This window comes from Sphingobacterium sp. Ag1, assembly GCF_000988325.1.
Lineage (GTDB): Bacteria > Bacteroidota > Bacteroidia > Sphingobacteriales > Sphingobacteriaceae > Sphingobacterium.
The window spans coordinates 92,874-114,858 of record NZ_LBGU01000043.1; the positions used below are offsets into that span (position 1 = coordinate 92,874).

Sequence of the window (21,985 nt, forward strand, 5' to 3'; positions counted from 1 at the left end):
AGAAATGAAAATATTTATTATCAATGGCGGACAGAAATTCGCACACTCGGGAGGTTCTTTTAATACTACGATAACAAATTGGACCATTGAAACATTGGCTGAAAATGGATTTGAAACAAGGGTTACCAATATCAATGATGATTTTGATCCAATGGTTGAAGTTGAAAATTTTAAATGGGCAGACATTATCGTTTACCATTTTCCTGTATGGTGGTTCCAGGTTCCGAATCGTCTGAAACTTTATATCGATGAAGTCTTTACGGCCGGCCACAACAACGGTATCTATAAGAGTGATGGTCGATCGCGTAAGAATCCGGCAATTAATTATGGCACCGGAGGTTTGATGCAAGGTAAAAAATACATGGTGACTTCGAGCTGGAATGCCCCTGAGACAGCATTTACAATGGAAAATGAGTTTTTTGATCAGCATTCAGTTGATGCCGGTGTTTTATTCGGTTTTCATAAGATGAATCAGTTTGCAGGATTGGAACACCTGGGAAGTTTCCATTTTCATGATATGGAAAAGGGGGCATCTCAAGAACGTGTCGACAATTACGAAAAGGAATATAAACAATATTTGGAAGAAGTCTTCCATTTGGAAACTACGTTGAACTAAAAATTTATTGATCGATAAATCGCTTTATCCATGGCGTTATTGCGATGAAAAGAGTAAATTACCAAAATAAAATCAATAACATGAAGGTATATTTAACCGCAATTTTAAAAGTAGTTCCTGCACATCGGGAAGAAGTATTGGCATTATTGTTAGAAATGGTCGAGGCAAGTAGGAAAGAAGAAGCGTGTATACAGTATGATCTGCACCAGGTAAACAGTGATGAAAATCAATTTATATTTTATGAAATCTGGGAAGATCAAGCGGGCTTGGATGCGCATAATCAACAACCTTATATTGTGGCATTTGGAAAAGTGGCTGGTGAAAAATTACAGGAAACGCCTCAAATTATAGCAATGAATAAGATTGCTTAATTTACCATGTGGTCTGTCCGGACCTTATTGAGAAGATAGCAAACAACATGTGTAGTGGATGATTTGTGTGGGCCTAGGATATGAACTATAATTGAAGTATTGGTGGTGCCAAAATCATTTGTGTTGCCTAGATAGAGCGTGCTCTATTCTGATTTGGTGACGCGAATGATTTTGTTGGTACCTTGCTGAACAGCGACATCGACTTTATTTCGTTGTGTGTAGCTCTGTTGCAGGAGATTCAATTTTTTGGTCAGCTGACCATCTTGATTATCTAGCCAGAAGGTAGCAGCCATGATACCAATTTGCACTCTGTAACTGGAATCAGTTTCCGGAACAAGCTGCTCGATAATCTGATGTTGATACCAGGTCAGTTTTTTGTTTTCTTTTTGGGAAACACAGCCGTACAGGAGAAATGCCAGAAGGGCGACATAGCCCATTTTTTGAAGTTTACTGCGTCTTAGGTCCATCAATAGTTCTTTGTCTTAATATCAAATCTACGATTTTTTATCCAACTAATGAATTACCTCTACGAATTTTTATGGCCTCATTTAAACAGTTATGCTCATTTATTGACCAGACTTCTCCTGTATGCACATTCAAGTAAATCTAAAAATGTATGAAGTTTATTGTTCATTTCGTTGTAATCATAAGCCTGAATTACGTCGGGTAATTGCACAAATTGGTGCAATTGGCTTTGGAGAAGGAGATCTTCTTCTGAAGCTATCAATAGCCGGACGACTTCAGCTGTGAGTTCCATATGGCATTGAAATCCGTAAACGAGATTTGTATAACGCACAATTTGCCTAGGGCAGCCGGCGCTACTTGCTAAGATTTCACTTTCAGGGGTAAGTCCAGGCATATCGTTGTGCCAATGTCCAACCGATAACGGGCTGCCAAAATGTGCTATTTTGGAGTCGTTTATTCCTGCCGCTGTAAGCGTGATGGGGAAAACCCCAATTTCTTTTTGCGGACTATGTTCATACTTTGCCAATAGCGCTTCGCCAATCAGTTGTGCGCCCAGGCATATACCAACAACTGCCTTGCCTGCATCAATACATCGGCGGATAAAGGCGATTTCGGCCTTAGCGTCAAAATAAGGGTATTCGGACGGGGATGAATCTGGGCTTTGCGGTCCGCCCATAATGATCAATACATCGACGGAATCAATTTCGTCTGGCAGAAGGTCCTGTTGGTAGACCTGGGAAAAGGTGACCTCATGCTGTTGTTTTTCTGCCCAGGCTAAATAGGCTCCGGGTGCTTCAAAAACTTCGTGTTGTATAAAATGTATCCGCATTGGTTTTATGTTATCGGTTTTCGTTCCAGTAATAACTATCTGGAGTAGGACGCTGTCCAAAAATTGCCGTTCCTACCCTGACAATCGTCGCGCCTTCCGCTATCGCTATTTCTAAATCCCCGCTCATGCCCATAGACAGTTCTTTCATCGATACATCAGGAATAGCTAGGGCTATAATTTGTTGTTGAATATGTTTAAGCAATTTGAAACAGGCTCGCACCTGTTCGGCCTCGGCACTCAATAGACCTATCGTCATCAATCCTTTAATCTTTAGTGTGTTTAATGTTGCTATTTGCTGAACCAGATCGATCACTTCCTCTGGAGCAGCGCCGTACTTGCTCTCTTCAAAGGAAGTATTCACCTGAATGAGCACCTCTATGGTTTTATCTTCTTTTAAAAGTCGTTGATGCAATTTTTCGGCAAGATCTATACGATCGATTGAATGGATGCAGGATACGTTGTATTTAAGCAGATCCTTGATTTTATTGGTTTGCAGGTGGCCAATAAAATGATTAACATGCGGAATAGTATTTAAATACTCAAATTTGTCTTTTAATTCCTGTACTTTATTTTCGGCAATTAAGGTTTGACCAGTTTGCAGTGCGATTTCGATACGTTCGGCAGGTACGGTTTTAGTCGCTAGCAATAATTTTACTTCGCGTGGAACGCGCTGATTTGCTTTGCACGCTTTGTCGATACGCTGTTGTATAATGCGTATATTTTCTGTAATAAACTCATCCATGTTGCGGTTGTATTGTTTTTTTCATCATAATATCGATTTGCTTATCGTCGCCCAGTTGAAATATATGCTTGTCGAATGCCACAAAGCCATTTTTCCGATAGAAATTGATCGCGCGGGAATTTTTTTCCCAAACACCAAGCCAGATAAATGAAACTGCTTTTTTTTGAGCTAAGGCTAGTGCTTTCTCGAACAATAGCTGCCCCACTTTTCTACCGTGAAATTCCTGTAGAACATAGATGCGTTCAATTTCCAATGCCTCTGGGTATTGGTTTTCGGTCTGCGCTTGCCCAGTATTTACTTTTAAGTAACCAATAACATTATTTTCCAACACGGCGAAGTAAAATTCAGACTCATCGTGGCAGAGCTCGGCCAATAATTTTTCTCTTGAAAATCCTTCAGTCAGGTAGGTTCTCATATTATCTTCAGTGTTTGTGTCTGAAAAGGTCTGGATAAATGTTTCTTTTCCAATTTGCTGCAGCAGGTCAATATCTGTTAGTTTTACTTTAGTGATTGCTATTTCGGTGTTATTTTTGTTCATTTTTTTTCATTATTTATTGATCTATTTTTCATTGCTGCGGCAATATTTCTTTCGAGCTCATTGTCGCTATTTTTCAGAAAATCGCGGATACGCTGTCTTTCTGTTTCACTTTTATTTTGACTTAATTTTTTTTGGCCCTGTAAATCCGTAACGACAAGTTCGAAGGCGGTGATACCTCGCATCATGCCACTTTTGAAGCGATCGGAGAGATTGTTCCATTGTGTTAGATAAGCTTCGTCGTAACTGAGGATCATTTGCTCTAAAGCCTTGTTTATTGCTTTTTCCTCCGTAAGGATAGATGCAAGACCATAGGCATGAACCGCAATGTAATCCCAGGTTGGTACACTTTCCTCCTTGTCGTAGTGTTGTGGCGAGATATAAGCATGTGGTTCGGAGAAAATAACCAATGACGGCGTATTTTCGATATAATTTGCCTGCTCGTTTGCGCGAGCGAAGTGTGATGTTAAAAGCAGCTGATCTTTATCCGTACGGATGTGGAAGGGGAGCTGTGTGGCTATTGGAATCCCCTCTTTAACCGATACGATGGTGGCAAAACTATATTTTTGCATAAATTCAACCTTTTCTGCGTAATCTTCGAACTGGAAATGTTTGGGTACATACATGCAAATAGCTATTTCTTGATATAAGTCAAAATTACGGTCAATGGGTGCAAATGAGCTAGTCCAAATTGTATAATGTAGCTGGTCCAGTGTTCATTTATTGCGCTTGCTTAAGTATATTTACGTTGAAAGATAAGCAAAAAAAGGCGCCAAAAATGGAGAAATATGAGCTAAGACGTTTAGAAATAGGAGAATGGCAGCAATACAAAAAGATAAGACTGGAGGCCTTATCTTCTGCTCCTGAGGTGTTCGGTAGCAATTATCAAAAGGAAGCGGCTTATAGTGATGCCGAGTGGATGGCCTTACTGGGCAATCCCAAGTGTGCGATATTCGGTTTGTATAACCAAGATTTATTGATTGGGCTGACCGGTGTCGTGTTGGATCGGGCGGATGAATCAAATGCGATTTTGATCGCGTCTTTCATTCAGGAAGGCCATAGAGGCTGGGGTTTATCCCGCTTGTTTTATAAAGCGCGTATAACATGGGCGCGTGAACAAGGCTGCCTCCGGATTACGGTATCTCATCGGGTTGGTAACGAAGCCTCGCGAGCTGCAAATCAATCGTTTAACTTTGAGTATACACATTCAAGGGATGTCGTTTGGCCTGATGGGGTCAAAGCAGAAGAGCTGATCTATGTTTTGAATCTTTAGTTAACCTGCTTCCCGCTGTTGATCAATTGCTGCTTTCAGTCCGGTCTGAACGCAGCAATTGATCTATAAAATACAGCAAAATACAACGCATGGAAACAAGCTTTAAATTTCGTTTTCGTGCGAATTGTTGGGTGCTTTTGGATTATATTGCTGGACATGATCAACTTTGGCAAATAGGTGTGGACCATTCATTTCAATTCCTGCCGCTAAAAAATCATCGAGGATCAATTGAAAAATTTCAGATTTTGCCAGTTCAATTTCCGCGGATCTAGCGATGTAGACATTCAGTTCATATAAAACATAAAAGTCGTCTAATTTTTTTTGCAAGACGAATGGGGCAGGATTAAGGTTGACTCTTTTTATTCGCGGCGGTATGTTCAGCAGCAATTCGTGGATACGTTGCCAAGGTTCTTCATAACCGACTGTCAATTCCACCTGAAAACAGATTCCCTCTTCAGAGAATGTCGAATAATTGACGGTATTTCCCGAAAGTACAGAGGAATTGGGAATGGTAATTTCTTCATTTTTTATCGTTCGAAGCCTGGTTACCAGCGGGGATTTTTCGATAACAACGCCCGTTTTGTCGGCGATAGTGATACGGTCTCCGATCCGGAAAGGACGCATATAGGTGATCACAAGCCCCGCTATGATATTGGAAATCGCAGAAGATGACCCTAAAGAGAACAGGACACCAATAAATACGGATATTCCTTTAAATATATCTGAATTTGCGCCGGGTAAGTAAGGGAATATGAGCACCAGCGTGAAGGCTTGGAGCAGAAAACGAACAATAGTAAAGGTTGGCATGGCAAAATCGCGATGAAAACCATTGACCTCCAATTTGCCTTTGTCAATTTCGCTAAAAATATACTTTATGAATCGAACGGCATACCGCATGACAACGAGTATGACAAATACAGTAATCAGATTGGGAATATAATCCCAAATTGCCAAAACTGCAGTCTTCAGGGGCTTTGTAAAAAGTCCAATGAGATTGGATGCCCAGCTCTGTGTAAATGGAAAAACACTGAAGACAATCGGCAGCATGATAAAGGCAATGAGTACGATCAAGCCCCAACGTAAGATATTTATGGCATTAATAAACATCCGTGTTTTTTGTACAGAGGTGACAAGGACGTAATTTTTGATCTTAATGTCTTTGATCCGCTGTGTTCTTTCTGTCAATATACGTCGTGTACCATATTTTTTCAATTTGTTTATCAATAGAATCAATATCGAAAAAACGACTAGAATGAGAAATACAAGCCCAATACGGGTAAGAAGTTTTGTAATGCTGTTATCAGCACGTTCCGTTTTGATTGAATCCTGAATTCTTTTTAGGTAGTTTGCCGCAATCTCTTCTTTGCTTTTTCCTTCAAGAAGGGCATCGAGTTCTGTGACGGAAGTTATGACGAGATCTTTATAAACGATGTCGGCACTTATTTCGCTGTTTTCGATTTTAAAGGAATCTACTTTCACAAAATCGTCTTCATATAGATTATGAATTCTGCTGACCACATTGTAGGCGCGGTCTTTGGCTAATGATGATCCAAGTTTATTATAGATATAGAATAGCGTATCCTGAAATGGCGCGACCGCATATCTTTTTGTGTTTTTTTTGATGGAGTCTACTTTAACTTTCAGCTGCTGCTTCCGAAGATTATTTTCTTCGTCAAACTCATTCAGCTGCTGTTTTAAATTTTCTTTTTTGGGGCTATTTTGACTTTTAAGATCGGCAATTTCATGCTGAAGCTTTACCCGTTCAAGAGAATCATTAATTTGCTGTTGTCTAATTCCGTTCAGTAGGGAACTTAGATCCAATTCTTTTTTATTGACCGAATCTGTTTCTTGTGCATAAAGCGGTGCGCTCGTTGAAAATAGACAAGATATAGTCATTAAGAAATAAACGTAAATACTTCTCATCGTGTTATTGGTAAAATTGAATGCCGATGTTTACTAGGTTACTTTGCGCATAACGATCGGACAGGTTCTCAAAGATAATAATTATCTCGATTAGACGGCAGATCGTCAAATATGATATAAATTGAAGGTAAAATGATACGATGCGACAGCTGAATTTAACTTATTCCGACTTTCTTTGTTAAAACGATTGAGCATATGCTCAATACGAAAAACTGTATAGCTAATTTTATCTAAAAAATATGATTAAACCTTTTCAAAAATCTATTTATGCAATGAACAAACTTGGGAAGATAGGTCTCTGTGTTATTGTAGCCTGTGTTTCCACTGTTTTAGATGGACAAGCCCAAGAACGCAAAGCTCCGGCTTATCCATTGATTACACACAACCCCAATTTTAGTATATGGTCAATGACAGATCAGCTTCATGCATCGACAACAAAGCACTGGACAGACGCTGATCATTCGCTGTTGGGCTTAATTGATGTTGATGGTCATATTTATCGTTTTCTTGGCAAAGAGGAACCGAGTTATGCGATTATTTTACCGACTGCCGAAGATAAATCTTTTACGGTACAGTATACAGAATCAAAACCTCAAGGTGGATGGGAATCTTCCGCTTATAATACGGATACGTGGAAATCGGGACTTGCACCCATAGGTGATGACGAGAAGCAGGTAAAAACCCTTTGGAAATCGGACGATATCTGGGTGAGACGTGAGTTTTCCGTAGCGGATCCGAAGGGTATTAATGAGTTGTTTTTAAAACTCAATCATGATGATAATATAGACGTATTTTTGAATGGGAAGAAGGTTTACGAAAAAGTAGGTTGGACCAACAACTTTCAGTATATACCGATTGACAAGGCGAATTTGAAGGCTGGGCAAAATAATATTGCCATCCATTTGAAGAATAGTGCTGGCGGTCGTTATCTCGATTTTGGTTTGGTTGACAGGCTTAAAGAGCGTGGGGCACGGATTGAAGAAGCCGTGCAAAACGATGTAGAAATAACAGCGACGCGTACGGTTTATAACTTTCAGGCAGGTAAGGTTGATCTAAAATTAACCTTTACGTCGCCTTTGCTTATGGATGATCTGAATTTATTGGCTCGACCGGTAAGCTATATCACGTATAACGTCAAAGCAAACGATGGCAAGCAGCATGCGGTTAAAGTTTTTCTAAGTGCATCCACAAATATTGCGGTGTATAAACCTTCACAGGAGGTGATCGCCGAAAAATATGAGACTGCAAAATTGTCTGTACTAAAAACGGGAACCGTCGAACAGCCTATTCTGCAGAAAGGGGCCGATGATATGCGGATAGACTGGGGGTATTTTTATGTTGCTTCACCGAAGCGGGATAAAACGCAACAGTTTATTAGTCCGAGGGGCCGAGCTGTAGACGGCTTTAGAAAGGGAACAACGACATCGGTAAAAACTGTTAAGGGGACATCACTTGCGCTGAACACGGTCATTCCATTTGGCAATGTGGGGGCGAAAGCGGAGGAACGTTTTGTAGAGGTTGGGTACGATGAAATTTATGCGATTCAGTATTTCAAAAATAACCTGAGACCATGGTGGAACAACTCCGGTAAAGAAACGATGGAAAATCAGCTGACTTTGGCTGCAGATGAGTATCGTAAGGTACTCGATAAGTGCGTGGCATTCGACAAAAAAGTGTATGCAGATGCGCCAAAATCGGGTGGAAAAGAGTATGCACACCTTAGCGTTCTCGCTTATCGTCAAAGTATTGCAGCACATACCTTGGTGAAAAGTCCACAAAACGAACTATTATGGCTTTCCAAAGAAAATAATAGTGGCGGATTCATCAATACGGTCGATGTCACTTATCCTTCAGCGCCATTGTATCTGATCTATAATCCGGAGTTGTTGAAAGGGATGTTAAGTGGAATATTTTATTTTAGTGAGAGCGGTAAATATCCCTATCCTTGGGCAGCGCACGATTTGGGTACGTATCCATTGGCCAATGGTCAAACCTATGGTGAACCTATGCCTGTGGAGGAATCGGGCAATATGATTATTTTAACTGCTGCAATCGCAAAAGTGCAAGGGAATGCTGACTATGCCAGGAAGCATTGGAAAACATTGACAACATGGGTAGATTATCTGGTTAAAGATGGTTTTGACCCTAAAACGCAGCTCTGTACAGATGATTTTGCCGGTCACCTTGCACGAAATGCCAATTTATCTGTTAAGGCTATCGTTGGTATTGCTTGTTATGCGCAGCTCGCGGAGGCCATTGGTGAAACTGCGATAGCAAAAAAATACCGTGCAATTGCCGAGGAAATGGTTCCGAAATGGATGGAAATGGCAGATGCCGGTGATCATTATGCATTGACATTTGATGATAAAAATACCTGGAGTCAAAAATATAATTTGATCTGGGACAAAGTATTGGGATTGAATCTGTTTCCGCAAAAAGTGTATGATACAGAAATTAAGTATTATCTGACCAAGCAAAATAGATTCGGCATACCATTGGATAGCCGTAAAGCATACACAAAAAATGACTGGATTCTTTGGACAGCATCATTTGCTCCATCCAGAGAAGCATTTGAAGCTTTGATAAAACCAGTCTATAATCATGCGATTCAAACGGAATCCCGTGTCCCATTAAATGATTTTTATGATTCGACTACGGGGATCCGTGAAAACTTCAAGGCCCGTAGTGTTGTTGGAGGGTTTTACATGAAACTTTTAGCGGATATCATGAAACAGAAATAAATGAGGAAAATGAGTAGGGGGCAGGAGCCGATAATGAAGTATTTAGTTTGTGTTTAGTTAATAAGACGGCGGGCAATTAAAGAATTGCTCGCCGTTTGTTTATAGGGTTATGCGTTTCAATATCTCTTATTTTACGGTATCGAAATTTGGCTCAACATGGTTCTTTTTTCTGATTTCTGTTGAAATACGTGTTGTCTTGCAAGTTCTGTATTGTTTTTCTGAAATTTTCACTGCAGTAGAACCTAGAAAGGACGTTAAATATTCCTTTGTTTGCCATTAATATGTCACTGGTATATGCAGGATGACTGTGGTACCAGCAGTGGGGTTTTTGGTGATCTGTACACTTGCTTTCTTGCCCAACAGCTGCATGCGTTCACGACTGATGGTCCCAGAGAGTGAACGATGGGTAATTTCAGGAATGTCTGGATTTACTTTACCGCTATCTTTAATCGTCACCTGAAGGATATCTTCAGATAACGTAAACTCGATGTCGATACTGCCATCGCCCGTTTCGAGGTTTATGCCATGCAGAATCGCATTTTCAACATAGGGTTGTATGAGCATTGGTGGCAGCATGACCGCGCTTAAATCTTGATCTTCAGGTTGTGTGATATGGTAATGAAAAGCATCTTCAAAACGCATTTGCTGCAAGATCAAATAGTTTTCTAAGGTTTCCAGTTCCTCATTTAATGGAACAAGGTTTTCACGGCTTAATTCGAGATTGCTGCGTAGTAGCCGACTGAAACGATTTAAATATTTGATGGCATTTTCCTTCTTATCCAGGCGCATGAAACTCTGTACAGCGGAAAGGGTATTGAAAATAAAGTGCGGTTCCATCTGTGTGCGCAACAACTGCTGCTGCAACAAGATCTTTTCTTTCTCTTGTATGGAACGGCGCTGGCGAAAACTGTAAAATAGGAAGAAAAGTATGATGATCAATAAAATAACCGCGAGCGAGGATATGATCAGCCCTAAACGATTTTTTTGTAGCTGGAGTTTATTGATCTTGATATTTTCGTTCAGTATTCGAATAGATTGATCCTTCGCCTGGAGTTGATATAGGGCATTCATTTCTGCGATCGCCTGTGTATTCTCCGATTGGTAAATACCCCTTTGTAATTGTACAAGATGATTCAATACGTCTATTGCGGCTTTATTTTTTCCTTGCAAGCGATAGACGGCTGCTAGACTGTTTTGAAATGTAATTTCGTTGTTGGGAAAGATTAATTTTGGAAACTGCGCTTTAAGTTTGCTGGCTTTTCGGATGAATTTTTCTCCCAAGGCCGGCTTATTTAATGAAACATAGATTGCGGCAACATTACTGTAGTCTACGAATAAATTGTTCATCAATATAGAGGACGCTGTTTGTTGGTGCAAACGTTCATCTATCGCTATTTTTAGCAACTCATAATGTAAAATGGAGTCCGGTTTTTTAGCCGTTTCATAGTATTGGATCTTCGAGTCATATAGAAAACTAATGTTGTATTTGTCTGGATTTTTAGCATGTAATTCTTCGAGTTGATGAAGGAAGGGGGCAATATCTTTTGCTGGCCGCTGTAAAGTATTCAGCGTCTGTATCATTTGTACCAATACGCGTTGCCGGTTAATGTGTCCTTCAGGCAGTGAATCAACTAGGGGTAATACCGATCGATTCATTTTTTCTGCAAGGTTATACTGGAAGGAGCTCAAGTTGTTTTGGGCAGCGGACAGTAATATCGCTGATTTCGCTTCGGTTGACAATCCTGATGCGGTATCCGACAAAACAATCGTGGCGGCTTTGTTGTAATAATAGCCCGCTTCGCGTTGTTTTGCTTCTATGCTGCGAATATTTCCTATGCCATTGTAAATAAGCGCTTTGTATTTAGCGTTTCCGGTGGTGGGTTCAATGAGTTCGAGCGCCTGTTGAACAAAAAAAAGAGCCGAGTCTTGACCGCTCATGGCGTAGAGTCGTGCCAGGCAATATTTTACACGGGCAGCGAGCATCGTGTCTTTTCTTACGGTGGCATGCTGGTCTAACTTTAACCAGGCCTGTTTAATGGAATCTCCATTTGCTGCATTTAACTTTTGGTCTTCGAGCGTTTTAATCTCTGCGGCAATAGCATCATGATCGGGCGACAGTGCGTCATTCTTTCGAGCGCAAGCGATCGAAAACAAAGGCAGTAGCAGCCAAGGGAAAATGCGGTTCAGTATGCTCATTTTTCAGGGAAAAGCTGATTTAAGATCGAGTTTTTTCTGCGTGATGAAATTGGAATTTCCTCTTTGTTTTTTAAGACAATATACTCGGAACGATTGACACCAGAAATATGCGAACGATTGACAAGATACGATTGATGGGTGCGTAAGAAATAGGGCGGAGGCAATAATTCTTCATAATACTTGAGCGGTTTAGAGATTAACTCTTTGGTACCATCGTTTAAAAAGAAAAAAGTATAGGGACCGTCTCCCTTGCAGTAAACAATGTTGTGAACGGGGACGATACGTACATGGTGTATGGAAGACAAGGCGATGCTTTCGGGAAGCTCGCTGGCATGTAAAGCCTCCTTTGCCATAGATAAACGCTGCATCCATTGGGGATTGTTTTCGCTTTTACGCCGATAACGTTCTAATGCTTCGTTTAATTCGGTTTGGTCGACCGGCTTTAAGAGATAATCCAAAGCACCATATTTGATGGCTTTGATTGCAAAATGATTGTAGGCCGTAATGAAAATAATATTCTGTGGAATAGCGATTAGCTTTTTTAGGATGTCAAATGCTGTACCATCACGGAGTTGAATATCCATGAGTATAACGTCGGGTTGTTTCTCTTCAATCAATTTTACAGCATTTGTCACCGTATCACTCCAGCCAACAAGTTCAACATCAGTTTCCTGTTGGATTAAATAGCTGATTTCTTTGCGTACCGCGGGTTCATCCTCGATAATGGCTACTCTGATCATTTATCAATACTTTATAGCCTATAAAAATAATAATTGTAAGTAAGGAAACTGAATCCATTTACAATTCGTTGCAATTATTTACAATCTGGATTTAAGATTCGAGTAGGGGTGAATTGGATTTGATCATTTAAAATTCCAAATAGCAGTTGAAATTTTTATCTTTAGTATGGTAAAAGCCGATAGGACTATGGAGAATCAAAAATCATTAAAATCAGTTTTTGCTGGTAGCCTTGGTATGATTACCTTGTTTGCAATTGTTGGACAGTTTATCTTAAGTGCTCATACCTCCAAGCTTGACGGGGTCGACTATATTATTCAGTTTTTTAGTTATTTTACGATTCTGAGTAATGTAATGGTTATGTTATGCTGTCTTTTTACTATTTGCTGGTCAAAAAGTCGAATGGGCCTATTTTTTACTAGACCCGAAACAATTACTGCCGTAACATTATATATTCTTATTGTCGGAATTATCTATAATACCATACTTCGCTTTCTGTCGCATCCGCAGGGTTTATCAATGGTGGTTGACGAATTATTGCATGTGCTCGCTCCTTTGAGTTTTTTCCTTTTTTGGTGGCGTTTTTTGGACAAGGGAACAATCCGGTGGAGTCATATTTTTTATTGGTTGATCTTCCCATTAGTCTATCTTTTTTATACGTTGTGGCATGGTTCGTTTTCTGGATTTTATCCCTATCCTTTTGTCAATGTTTCCGAATTGGGGATGGACAGGGTTATTTTGAACAGCTTTGGAGTAACGTTGGTTTTCATCGTCATTGGTGCATTGCTCATTGTATTGGGAAGGTGGCAAAACAAACAGCGTTCTCAGCGGATTAAAAAATAAGAAAACTCAAAGCTCTTCGATATTGTTATATCACAAAACAGCGTTTATTTTTTACTTTAATTGAATTGAAAATGGCTATACGATTTTTTATCTGTGTCTCTTTGGTATTATGTGGGATTTGTTGTTTTGGTCAAGTGGATGTTGATAAAATGAGAGCCGAGTACGCGACTGCTGTTCAAAACAAGAAGCTCTGTGAAACGAATCTGAAACTATTGGAAAAAGCTGCCAATTCCGCCACGGAAAAGGGGTATCTTGCTGCTTATGAGATATTATGGGCAAAACATATGGGCAACCCGTTTACAAAATTGGGGCAATTCAAGAAAGGAAAAAAGCTCCTCGAAGAAATGATCATGAAATACCCTGACAATATCGATTTACGTTTTATCCGTTGGAGCGTGCAGACGCATGCACCATCTTTTTTAAGCTATGGTAAAGATAGATTGCGTGATAAAGATTTCTTGGTCAAAAATTTACATAAATTGCCCAATCCAAAGGGCCGAGAAGTAATATATACCTATCTGAAAGAAGCGAATGGTTATCTAAAAGGCGAGCATGTGTTTTCGCAGGCCGAATTGAATGAGCTCTCCAAGTAACGAGCTTGCCAAACAAGATTTGGCTATTCCACCAGTTTATTGATGCTGAATAAAAATCTTCGCATAGGCCAAGTTTTTTATGGACGGAAATTTTCATCTTTGTTAGATCAGTAGCAATTAAACTTTAAATGATGAAACAGATATTTATAAATCTCGCAGTAGCAGATGTGAATAAGTCAATGGATTTTTATACACAATTGGGCTTTACGAACAATCCTCAGTTTTCGGATGAGCAAGGTAAATGTATGGTTTGGAGTGAGCATATTTTTGTTATGCTTTTATCTCCGGATAAGTTTAAAACATTTACGGAGAAACCGCTTGCAGATACAAAAAAACAGATCGCAGGACTATTTTCACTTGCTGTCTCAGGTCTGGATCGTGTGAACGAAATTGTTGATAAAGGACTGAAAGCTGGTGGTATAGAGCCCACGCCAATGAAAGACTATGGTTTTATGCAGCAGCGAAGTATTGAAGATTTTGATGGGCATACCTGGGAGATATTTTACATGGATATGAGCAAATTTCCAACCGCATAAAAATCACAACGGAATAATCGGTGAAAGCAAGGTCCCTGCAGTAATGTAAGGGACTTTTTCTTTTGATTTTAACGTAGCGAAGCAAGTGTATGCCGACCATTGCCGCGGGCGATTTTTTATAGGAAGTACGAATATTAAATCAGGGTAAGCGAATTATAGTTATAGCTTGTCAAAAACGGATGTGCACCCTACATTTGACGAAATGCTCGTTCGTGTTAGATAAGCGGATCAGTATTAGATCATAAAACTTGACATATGTTTAGAAATAGAAAGCTCAGCAAAAATCCGCTTCATTATGTTTATGCGATAATATGGATTCTTTTATTTGGTTCCATCGCTTATTACGTTTATTCAGGTGCCGCATTTAAACCGGAGAATGGTAAAATCCATTTGGTCGCCATACTTATTGCTTGGGTGGTGGAGTATTTGGGGCTTACAATTACGAGTTTACTATTCCTTCTGTATGGAATTTATCGGGCTATAATAACTGTTTTAGATGACGGGAAGAAGCGATCATAAAAGGATAGCGTTTGGGCGTCTACCCAAAACGCTATCCTTTATTAGTTTTAGATCGTATTATTCAATAGATCATAAAGACTTTTAATCAAGACTCGATGGGCTCCTACTTGTTTCAAAACGGGTTTTTAAATGCTGTCTTCTTGAGCGGCGCAAACGTGATTTTTTTACAGGATAATGTCTCTTTTTCGTGATATTGTTAAAGATCAGAGCCACCAGGAATAAAATTATGCAACCCGATAGTACTGGACTTAATACATACCAATATCCCATCGATGAAATTTTTGTTCCGCTGCTGACGGCAATGAGTGCTGTTGCTCCACCAGGAGGGTGTAGCGTGCGTGTATGCTGCATACAAACAATGGACAAGGCCACGGCGAAGGGAGCGGTCAGCCAGATAATATCGGGAAGGAGCTGTGCAACGGTAACACCGGCGATTGCAGAAACAACATGCCCACCAATTAAGTTGCGGGGTTGGGCAAGTGGACTTTGTATGGCACCATAAACCAAAACCGAGGAAGCTCCGAAGGAGCCTATCAAAAAGATATTTTCCAGCGAAGGTAAATGAAGAGATTGGATATAAGCGATAATAAATATTCCTACAAAGGCGCCAATAAATGACCAAAAATGTTCCCAAGGATCGACTAACGTCTCTCTATAGATTACATATCTATAGATCCGTAATTGTCGGTGAAGATGCTGTTTCATTTTATTTGCAAATATATATAGACTAAGGGCTTTAAACTTTGCGCATTCTATCTCGATTTTTGAAGAATTTATAACATCCGATTTCTTATGTTGGATGTCACGATACTTTGGACAGTAAAGTCCATCGAAATGATGTCTAATGAATACCTCATATTTATAGACTCATGGTCGTTACAAAGCTTTTATTCCTTGTTCAGATCGAGAAATTTAATGGGCAAAAGTACATTAAAATAATAAAATCTATCTCCTATAATTTAAAATCTCCCTCTGATACTGCTAGTTTTGACGTATACTCTTTTATGGCCACCAGCGCAACTTACAATTTTGTAAGTTGTTCCAGTCTCCAGAAAAACACATTAGTTTTGTTCAAAAAATATACTTTATGGAATTGAAAGATAATATTGTGGGTTTTCACCACCTGTCGATTAAGGCTCAGGATTTTGATAAGACAATTGGATTTTATGAAAATCTCGGTTTTATTATTGTGCATGAATGGTCATTACCCGAGTTTAATTTAGAACGTTGTGCTATGCTTTTTAATGCCTCTATTGGCTATTATTTGGAAATTTGTGATAAGAATGCTACTATTCCAACGCAGGGAAGAAGGCGTATAGAAGGGGAGGAATATGTCGAGAATGCGCTACTTCATATGTGTTTTACGGTAGAAGACGCCGAAGATGCCCGAATACAGGCTATCGCCCATGGTGCTCAAGATTTGAGTGATGGAGTATTTCAACTCATACTCAGCCAAGGTAAAAAAGATGTTTTTGTGCGAAATAGCCTCGTTTACAGTCCGAATGGGGAAGTGATTGAGTTTTTGGAGCGTGTTGATTTTAGTTAAGGTTAGTCGTTGTTAAACCCAGAAAGCGCCGCCAATAGGGGTTTTAGTTTACGACTTTTATCGGTCAGCGAATAGATTGATGCTGTTTTACTTCGGTCTTTTTGAATGAGTCCGTCCAGTTGTAATTCTTTCAATTGTTTTGCAAGTGTACGATCGCTGACTTGGGGGAGGAGAATTTTGAATTCCGAGTAGTTCGTATCCTGCTCCAGGAGTTTGAATAGAATCGAAAGCTTCCATCGGCCACTGAATAATGCCAGCGTCTTGGAGGCGTTACAGAACTGTTGTAATGCTTTTTCATTGATTGCATTCGTCGAATTTTCTTTGCGGTCTTTCATAGCAGCTAATATCGATCATTTCTTCTAATATTATCTAGTCGTGTGTCTGATATAAGAATCCATTTGAATAAGTTTAAAAGTAAGGATAATACGCATGGTATGCTATGCTATGGTTTGAAGTTGAATTGCTTTCTTCTTTTGGCTTTTTGACGGTTTCTTCTTTCTTCTTTTGTTTAACCATATCCATATCCCTGTGATGGGGAGAGAAGTGGCCAGTGTAACGGCTAAGAATACAATAATTTTAGAAGGTAATCCAAATATCGACCCCATATGAATAGATTTCATCATACGTTGAGCCTGTTGCGCCAAAGGTAATTTTTCTAAAGGGTTATTTTTAAGTAGTTGTCCGGATTTACTGTCAAAGAAAGCCTGGTTGATCTGTAAAGTTGCATTTGAAAAATTTTCCTTAGTTAGTGCAAAAGCTAAGTCCTTCTTTTCAGGAAACGTGATAATTATATTTCCAGAGCTGGGATATAGGCTGTTTAGCTGCTGATAGATCGTATCCAGCACGAGGTAATCTGAAAAAGCCTGATTGTTGATGTTGCCGATCTTCTCTTTTGTTGATTTTTGGGGTGAACCCAATACTTTATAGAATTGTTTATTGTACCAATCGAAACTCCAGGTCAATCCCGTTAAGGTAAAAATAATTAAAAACAAAGATGCGTAAAAACCGCCCACTGCGTGAAAATCCCAGATTTTTCTTTTGAGAGAGGCTGCCATTTTCATCGTTACACGTTGTTTGAGCATGGATTTATTTTTTGGCCACCAAAGGTAAATACCACTTAGGGTAAGAAAGAAAGCCGCTAGAGCTGAGATTCCAGTTAGGGTACTTCCGATTTTTTCGACGAGAAGAAAACGATGGATATCCAAAGTCTTTTGAAAAAAACGGTCACTCTGCCGACCTTTGGATAATAGTGCTCCTGTATAAGGATTTATATATGCATACCAGTATCCGGTCTTTTTTTGTCCATACTGAATACGGAAACTACGGGAAGGATCTGCTGGAATTTCGATGCGAAACAACTTCTTGTCCGGAAATATAGCTTCGGCTTTTTGGGAAATATGTGCAAGGGAAAGCCGATTGCTTTGTACGGTTACCTGCTGTTCTTTCGGCCATAAAAGTGGGGTAAGCTCTTTTTCAAAGCTCAATAACATCCCTGTCACGCAAACAGTAAAAAAGATTATACCAAATAATAAGCCCAAATAAAGATGCAATTTTCTAAGTATATTTTTTAGGCTTTTTTGTTTAGCTCTTTTATTTGTCATAGATGCGCTGTCAATTGGATGAACAGCGCAAAAATACAGTATTATCAGTAATTATTCTAAATAAACGTAAAGTTTAATCGTACCGTTAATCGTCCCAATCCTCATTATCGTCGTAATACTCTTCTGGTCTTCTGTCAAGAGGTACATCTTTGACCACACGAATCGCAGCATTTCCTAAGTTGACATTCACGAGAAAAGAAGGCACATTCACAGAAAAGTTCCATCGGCCATTGGTCATATAAACATATCCGCCCCGATAAGGATCATAGAACGTTTTGTAATCGCTAAAGTACACATGATGTCTCATGTCGTAGTGATGTGCACTAGCCCATCTGGGACGCCCATGATCATGTTCGTATGCATGTTTCCAGTATTTGCGATCTTGCTTATCGCGTTCGCGCACATATTTGTCGTACTCTTTTTCCCGTTTTCGAATGTATTTTTCCCGGTCCTTGTTGCCATGCCAGCCATGGTCACCATGTCCTCTGTGTTGTGCTTGTGTTAAAGCTGGCGTCGCCAGAACTAGGCTTAGACAGCCCACCGCAATTGAAATTAGCTTTTTCATTATTCCCAAATTTTCATAGTTATTTTCTAGAATACAAAATCCTTGCCAATTGATCAATGGTTATGTCTGATCTAATTGGTGTTGTCTGCCAGAGCTGCTTGGACTTCTTCTCAAAAGATACTGATTAGCGGGATAAGGCCTGAAATGGCGATAAACTAGTAAAAGCCGTATCTAATCAAGTTGAATATACATGTGATAATATTCGCCCCCTACTAAAGGAGTTTTTTTGCCGAGTTTGAAACCAATCCTTTCATAGAGTTTTTGTGCATTGGGATTCTCTAGGTCGACGAGCAGGCCAACTTTCTTAAAACCATTTTGCTTGGCATGTGTAATCGCATAATTTAAAAGTTCTGTTCCGATACCTTTGCCCCGTGCAATGGGAGCAACCGCAATTGAATCGATATAAAATTCGTCGCCAATTGTTTCGGCTTCTGGAATCAAATTATTATTGTACAGTTCCTTCATATGATCCAAAATAGGCTGTCTTAATTCAATAAACCGATCACCATCGTAACCGGTTAATGAGCCTAAAATATGTCCATTGTGGTCAATTGCGACAAACGTATGCTCATAACTATAGAGATTACCTTTTTGCTTGAAGAGCTGCGTTAAGAAATTTACAGCCTCGCTTCGATCTTCTTTTTTGATAAAGCGAAATATAATGTCTTCCATTGCCTGGAGCATAATTTCAGGGACATGATGTGCGTCACTTTCCTGGGCACTTCTAATGTTATGATGTATATCCATTTTTTTGAAGAATAAAAGCGAAGTTAGCAAACTTAAATGATTTTCGTCAAAGGGCTTTTGATCGTATTTTTTTTCGAAGAAATTTTACTATAACGAGCGATATCTCGCTGAAGAGGGGATAAAGTCGAGCGTTTATTGAATGTAATATGAAATGGCTCAATGTATCGATCCTGACGAAAACGGATAACAGTTAATTAAATACTTCTTGTGAAAAAAATATATTGTCCACGTTGGATCGAATATTTGATCAATGTATTTGAATATTGATCGGCTTATATTCATAAGACATTTCTTGTTATTTTTGAATCGTGTTGTTGTCAGTTGTACGTCTTTCGGCAGCTTTTTTTGGATTAAAAACAAATTACAATGATTATAAGAGCGACAGTTTCTGCTTTTTTGGTTGCTATCATCAGCCTAATTGCGACCTTACTTGTACAGAATGCAGATCTAAATATGGTTTATGCCGCATTTTGTTGTTCGCCTTATTTTATTGTTATCGCCTTGGTTTATTTCCATTTTAATTTCTTTCGGAAGAAGTTAAAGGTCTTAGAGAAACCAAGATTCGCTTTTGAACTTGGCTACGGTTTTCTTTTTTATTGCTTATTTTCTTTATTGCTTCCGGTACTTCTTTTTTTATCAACCTTGGGTGATGAATACGAGCATCGGCTTTATGCAGATTTAGGGGGAGTGATTAAGGAAATGTTTCCTTTGATTTTAACACTCAGTATTTTCCTGACATTCTTTAGTAGCGTGATTATCACATGGGCAATAAAATCCTGGAAATATTTGGTTCCGACTTTGCTTGGATATCTTATTTTACTACCGATTATATTCGCGTTCTCAACGACAATACGTGAGTTTAATGACCTCAGGGAAGAACGCCTAACACAAGAAGATAATATCAGAGAAGGGCGCTATAAATGGTTCTGTGCGATGAGTAATCCAGCAGCTTATCCCGTCCAGTTATATAGTGGCCGTTTTATCTTTCCGAAAGATGAAGATTATGAATTTACATTTAGTGAAGGCAATATCGTGAATTATCACGCCGTGTGGGGACAAGCTGGAGGCGGTACATATGAGCAGGTGATGTCATTGCCTAAGGCATTAGACATTACTTGGTATTCCTTTGCTGAAGATGTTTTTTATCGCATGAACGGTCCGATTGATTATAGTAAATTGCGGAGGTTGTTCAGTACACCATACCAAGAAAAAGGAGCGATCAAAACTAATGATGAACATTATAATAAGATTATTTTGGGTTTTGCTCCTGGCGGTGTACTTGTAGTATGGGCCGGTGGGACAGGACGTCGTCAGGTCGAAATCGGTCGTTATCAAGCCGAAAAAGTAGTGATCCATGCTACGAATACATCCAAAGATAATGGAGCGTACGGTAATGTCTTTAATCAGGAATGGCGCGATCAAGTATTGTCCGATACATCGATTATTCCTTCGGATGTTCAACAAGCCATTGCAAATAAACCTATTCCCTATGGCTACTGGGATAAATTACGGCAACGTTATCCTGTACAGCCTAAATTTGTATTGTCTTCTGACATAAAAGCATTTGATGCGGACTTTGAATTTTATAATTCCGAACGTTTTGTCTTTGATGAGCGTCTTCGGGATATGGACATGGCATCTCGAGGTATTCCCAAAGATGTGTACATCAAATGGTATGATCAGCATAATAACCGATGTGCTGCGCGGTTTTTGTTTGATGAAACTGAGACATTTAAGAATTTCGCTTCATTTTTTAATGACAAAAAGGACGTTGGGGCTATGCTGGAGTTCAGTGTTGACACAAAGACTAACATAGCAACAGCGACATTAAGAACTGATAGTGAAAGTAAGCTGCTTTTGAAAACTGAGGTAATCGACTATGGGGAGCATTTCTAAAATTTGGAAGTGAATCTAAAGATCTTTTTTCATGGTATAATTTGGTATTTCGACTTCAGTTCTTATTTGTATCTGCTCAGCGATAACTTTAAATCCATTTGCCTCAAAAAAGGGTTTCGCGGTTTTACTTACATCAGCAGTCACCAAAGTTCTTTCTTGTCTTCTTGCTTCATCTTCCAATGTAGTATAAAGTTTTTGAGCAATCCCTTGGCGTTGAAAATCTTTATGGACATACATGACATCAACATAGTTTCCATGATTGAGGGAAGCGAACCCGACCATTTTCTGATTTAGCATAGCTACAATAAAATACTGATCTTCGATTAGCCGATGCCAACGGCCATGATTATTGACGGACGATACCCATGCTGCAATTTGCTCGTTATTATAATCATCTGCGCATACAGTCGCAATAGTTTCAGAAAATAGGATTAACATTTCTTGCAGATCTTGCAATACTCCTTTTCGGAGAGTCAATCCCATTGTTTTTGTTTGGATTTTGTTCATCTTTTGGAAAAAGTGTTAGATAAAAGGCCTGATATGCCAAACCTAATGGGTTGCAGTGGTATCAAAAAAAGGCGAAATTTTAATGAAAACGTGTAATTATGTTAAAGTTATAAATATTATATTTATAACCGCAAGTCGGCGATCCGATTTACGAACAACAAGTCAGTATTAACCATTTTCTCGGAGGATTTTGCGTATTAATT

General features: G+C 39.3%; 24 protein-coding genes. 10 read left to right on the forward strand and 14 right to left on the reverse strand.

The window, feature by feature from the left end:
- Positions 1 to 4: 4 nt before the first annotated feature.
- Positions 5 to 616 carry an NAD(P)H-dependent oxidoreductase gene (locus tag AAW12_RS17980; RefSeq protein WP_046675050.1) on the forward strand — a complete coding sequence of 204 codons (612 nt, stop codon included), beginning with the start codon at positions 5 to 7 and terminating at the stop codon, positions 614 to 616.
- A gap of 80 nt (positions 617 to 696) precedes the next feature.
- Entirely contained in the window at positions 697 to 987 is a 291-nt protein-coding gene (locus tag AAW12_RS17985; protein ID WP_046675493.1) for a putative quinol monooxygenase, read from the forward strand.
- Between the two features lie 143 nt (positions 988 to 1,130).
- Here AAW12_RS17985 and AAW12_RS17990 read toward each other — a convergent pair whose 3' ends face one another.
- The 5 genes from AAW12_RS17990 to AAW12_RS18010 form a co-directional block, all read right to left on the reverse strand.
- Entirely contained in the window at positions 1,131 to 1,454 is a 324-nt protein-coding gene (locus AAW12_RS17990) for a hypothetical protein (protein ID WP_046675051.1), read from the reverse strand.
- Between the two features lie 95 nt (positions 1,455 to 1,549).
- Positions 1,550 to 2,281 (reverse strand): type 1 glutamine amidotransferase, encoded by a 732-nt coding sequence (locus AAW12_RS17995; RefSeq protein WP_046675052.1) that lies wholly within the window; start codon positions 2,279 to 2,281, stop codon positions 1,550 to 1,552.
- A gap of 10 nt (positions 2,282 to 2,291) precedes the next feature.
- Positions 2,292 to 3,023 (reverse strand): YggS family pyridoxal phosphate-dependent enzyme, encoded by a 732-nt coding sequence (locus tag AAW12_RS18000; RefSeq protein ID WP_046675053.1) that lies wholly within the window; start codon positions 3,021 to 3,023, stop codon positions 2,292 to 2,294.
- Complete coding sequence (locus AAW12_RS18005) at positions 3,016 to 3,561, reverse strand: GNAT family N-acetyltransferase (protein WP_046675054.1); 546 nt, start codon at positions 3,559 to 3,561, stop codon at positions 3,016 to 3,018. Before AAW12_RS18005 ends, AAW12_RS18000 begins: the two co-directional genes overlap by 8 nt.
- On the reverse strand, positions 3,558 to 4,184 hold the full coding sequence (locus tag AAW12_RS18010) for an FMN-binding negative transcriptional regulator (protein ID WP_046675055.1): 627 nt from the start codon (positions 4,182 to 4,184) through the stop codon (positions 3,558 to 3,560). The genes AAW12_RS18005 and AAW12_RS18010 overlap by 4 nt, the downstream gene beginning before the upstream one ends.
- Positions 4,185 to 4,336: 152 nt before the next feature.
- Between AAW12_RS18010 and AAW12_RS18015 the strand changes: the two genes are divergently transcribed.
- Positions 4,337 to 4,831 (forward strand): GNAT family N-acetyltransferase, encoded by a 495-nt coding sequence (locus AAW12_RS18015; protein ID WP_156167692.1) that lies wholly within the window; start codon positions 4,337 to 4,339, stop codon positions 4,829 to 4,831.
- A 102-nt stretch (positions 4,832 to 4,933) separates the two neighbouring features.
- On the opposite strand, the gene AAW12_RS18020 is transcribed toward AAW12_RS18015, so the two are convergent.
- The gene (locus AAW12_RS18020) at positions 4,934 to 6,754 is read right to left on the reverse strand and encodes a mechanosensitive ion channel family protein (RefSeq protein WP_084823228.1); all 1,821 of its coding nucleotides are present in this window, start codon (positions 6,752 to 6,754) and stop codon (positions 4,934 to 4,936) included.
- Between the two features lie 272 nt (positions 6,755 to 7,026).
- Here AAW12_RS18020 and AAW12_RS18025 point away from each other — a divergent pair, with 272 nt between their 5' ends.
- Complete coding sequence (locus AAW12_RS18025; RefSeq protein WP_046675495.1) at positions 7,027 to 9,495, forward strand: glutaminase family protein; 2,469 nt, start codon at positions 7,027 to 7,029, stop codon at positions 9,493 to 9,495.
- A gap of 276 nt (positions 9,496 to 9,771) precedes the next feature.
- Here the strand turns inward: AAW12_RS18025 and AAW12_RS18030 are convergent, their stop codons facing one another.
- Positions 9,772 to 11,691: a sensor histidine kinase gene (locus AAW12_RS18030; RefSeq protein ID WP_046675057.1), complete on the reverse strand. Its 1,920-nt coding sequence runs from the start codon at positions 11,689 to 11,691 to the stop codon at positions 9,772 to 9,774.
- Positions 11,688 to 12,431 carry a LytR/AlgR family response regulator transcription factor gene (locus tag AAW12_RS18035; protein WP_053003793.1) on the reverse strand — a complete coding sequence of 248 codons (744 nt, stop codon included), beginning with the start codon at positions 12,429 to 12,431 and terminating at the stop codon, positions 11,688 to 11,690. Before AAW12_RS18035 ends, AAW12_RS18030 begins: the two co-directional genes overlap by 4 nt.
- Before the next feature lie 187 nt (positions 12,432 to 12,618).
- On the opposite strand from AAW12_RS18035, the gene AAW12_RS18040 reads away from it, so the two are divergent.
- The 4 genes from AAW12_RS18040 to AAW12_RS18055 all read left to right on the forward strand — a co-directional run bounded on the left by AAW12_RS18040 (position 12,619) and on the right by AAW12_RS18055 (position 14,920).
- Complete coding sequence (locus AAW12_RS18040) at positions 12,619 to 13,272, forward strand: Pr6Pr family membrane protein (RefSeq protein WP_046675497.1); 654 nt, start codon at positions 12,619 to 12,621, stop codon at positions 13,270 to 13,272.
- Between the two features lie 71 nt (positions 13,273 to 13,343).
- Positions 13,344 to 13,865, forward strand: a complete 522-nt coding sequence (locus AAW12_RS18045) for a hypothetical protein (protein ID WP_046675058.1) — start codon at positions 13,344 to 13,346, stop codon at positions 13,863 to 13,865.
- A 131-nt stretch (positions 13,866 to 13,996) separates the two neighbouring features.
- Positions 13,997 to 14,401: a VOC family protein gene (locus AAW12_RS18050; RefSeq protein ID WP_231585299.1), complete on the forward strand. Its 405-nt coding sequence runs from the start codon at positions 13,997 to 13,999 to the stop codon at positions 14,399 to 14,401.
- Between the two features lie 255 nt (positions 14,402 to 14,656).
- The gene (locus AAW12_RS18055; protein ID WP_046675060.1) at positions 14,657 to 14,920 is read left to right on the forward strand and encodes a hypothetical protein; all 264 of its coding nucleotides are present in this window, start codon (positions 14,657 to 14,659) and stop codon (positions 14,918 to 14,920) included.
- An 81-nt stretch (positions 14,921 to 15,001) separates the two neighbouring features.
- Here the strand turns inward: AAW12_RS18055 and AAW12_RS18060 are convergent, their stop codons facing one another.
- Positions 15,002 to 15,625: an HPP family protein gene (locus AAW12_RS18060; RefSeq protein ID WP_046675061.1), complete on the reverse strand. Its 624-nt coding sequence runs from the start codon at positions 15,623 to 15,625 to the stop codon at positions 15,002 to 15,004.
- 382 nt (positions 15,626 to 16,007) lie between these two features.
- Between AAW12_RS18060 and AAW12_RS18070 the strand changes: the two genes are divergently transcribed.
- Positions 16,008 to 16,466 carry a VOC family protein gene (locus AAW12_RS18070; protein ID WP_046675063.1) on the forward strand — a complete coding sequence of 153 codons (459 nt, stop codon included), beginning with the start codon at positions 16,008 to 16,010 and terminating at the stop codon, positions 16,464 to 16,466.
- A gap of 2 nt (positions 16,467 to 16,468) precedes the next feature.
- Here the strand turns inward: AAW12_RS18070 and AAW12_RS18075 are convergent, their stop codons facing one another.
- The 4 genes from AAW12_RS18075 to AAW12_RS18090 form a co-directional block, all read right to left on the reverse strand.
- On the reverse strand, positions 16,469 to 16,801 hold the full coding sequence (locus AAW12_RS18075; RefSeq protein ID WP_046675064.1) for a winged helix-turn-helix transcriptional regulator: 333 nt from the start codon (positions 16,799 to 16,801) through the stop codon (positions 16,469 to 16,471).
- Positions 16,802 to 16,903: 102 nt separating this feature from the next.
- On the reverse strand, positions 16,904 to 18,067 hold the full coding sequence (locus tag AAW12_RS18080) for a PepSY-associated TM helix domain-containing protein (RefSeq protein ID WP_046675065.1): 1,164 nt from the start codon (positions 18,065 to 18,067) through the stop codon (positions 16,904 to 16,906).
- 85 nt (positions 18,068 to 18,152) lie between these two features.
- A complete protein-coding gene (locus AAW12_RS18085) occupies positions 18,153 to 18,632 on the reverse strand; it encodes a hypothetical protein (protein WP_046675066.1) in 480 nt (159 codons plus the stop codon).
- Positions 18,633 to 18,803: 171 nt separating this feature from the next.
- Positions 18,804 to 19,379, reverse strand: a complete 576-nt coding sequence (locus tag AAW12_RS18090; protein ID WP_197084085.1) for a GNAT family N-acetyltransferase — start codon at positions 19,377 to 19,379, stop codon at positions 18,804 to 18,806.
- A 366-nt stretch (positions 19,380 to 19,745) separates the two neighbouring features.
- Here AAW12_RS18090 and AAW12_RS18095 point away from each other — a divergent pair, with 366 nt between their 5' ends.
- Entirely contained in the window at positions 19,746 to 21,275 is a 1,530-nt protein-coding gene (locus AAW12_RS18095) for a DUF2931 family protein (protein ID WP_046675067.1), read from the forward strand.
- A gap of 15 nt (positions 21,276 to 21,290) precedes the next feature.
- Here AAW12_RS18095 and AAW12_RS18100 read toward each other — a convergent pair whose 3' ends face one another.
- Positions 21,291 to 21,782 carry a GNAT family N-acetyltransferase gene (locus AAW12_RS18100; protein WP_046675068.1) on the reverse strand — a complete coding sequence of 164 codons (492 nt, stop codon included), beginning with the start codon at positions 21,780 to 21,782 and terminating at the stop codon, positions 21,291 to 21,293.
- Positions 21,783 to 21,985 lie beyond the last annotated feature (203 nt).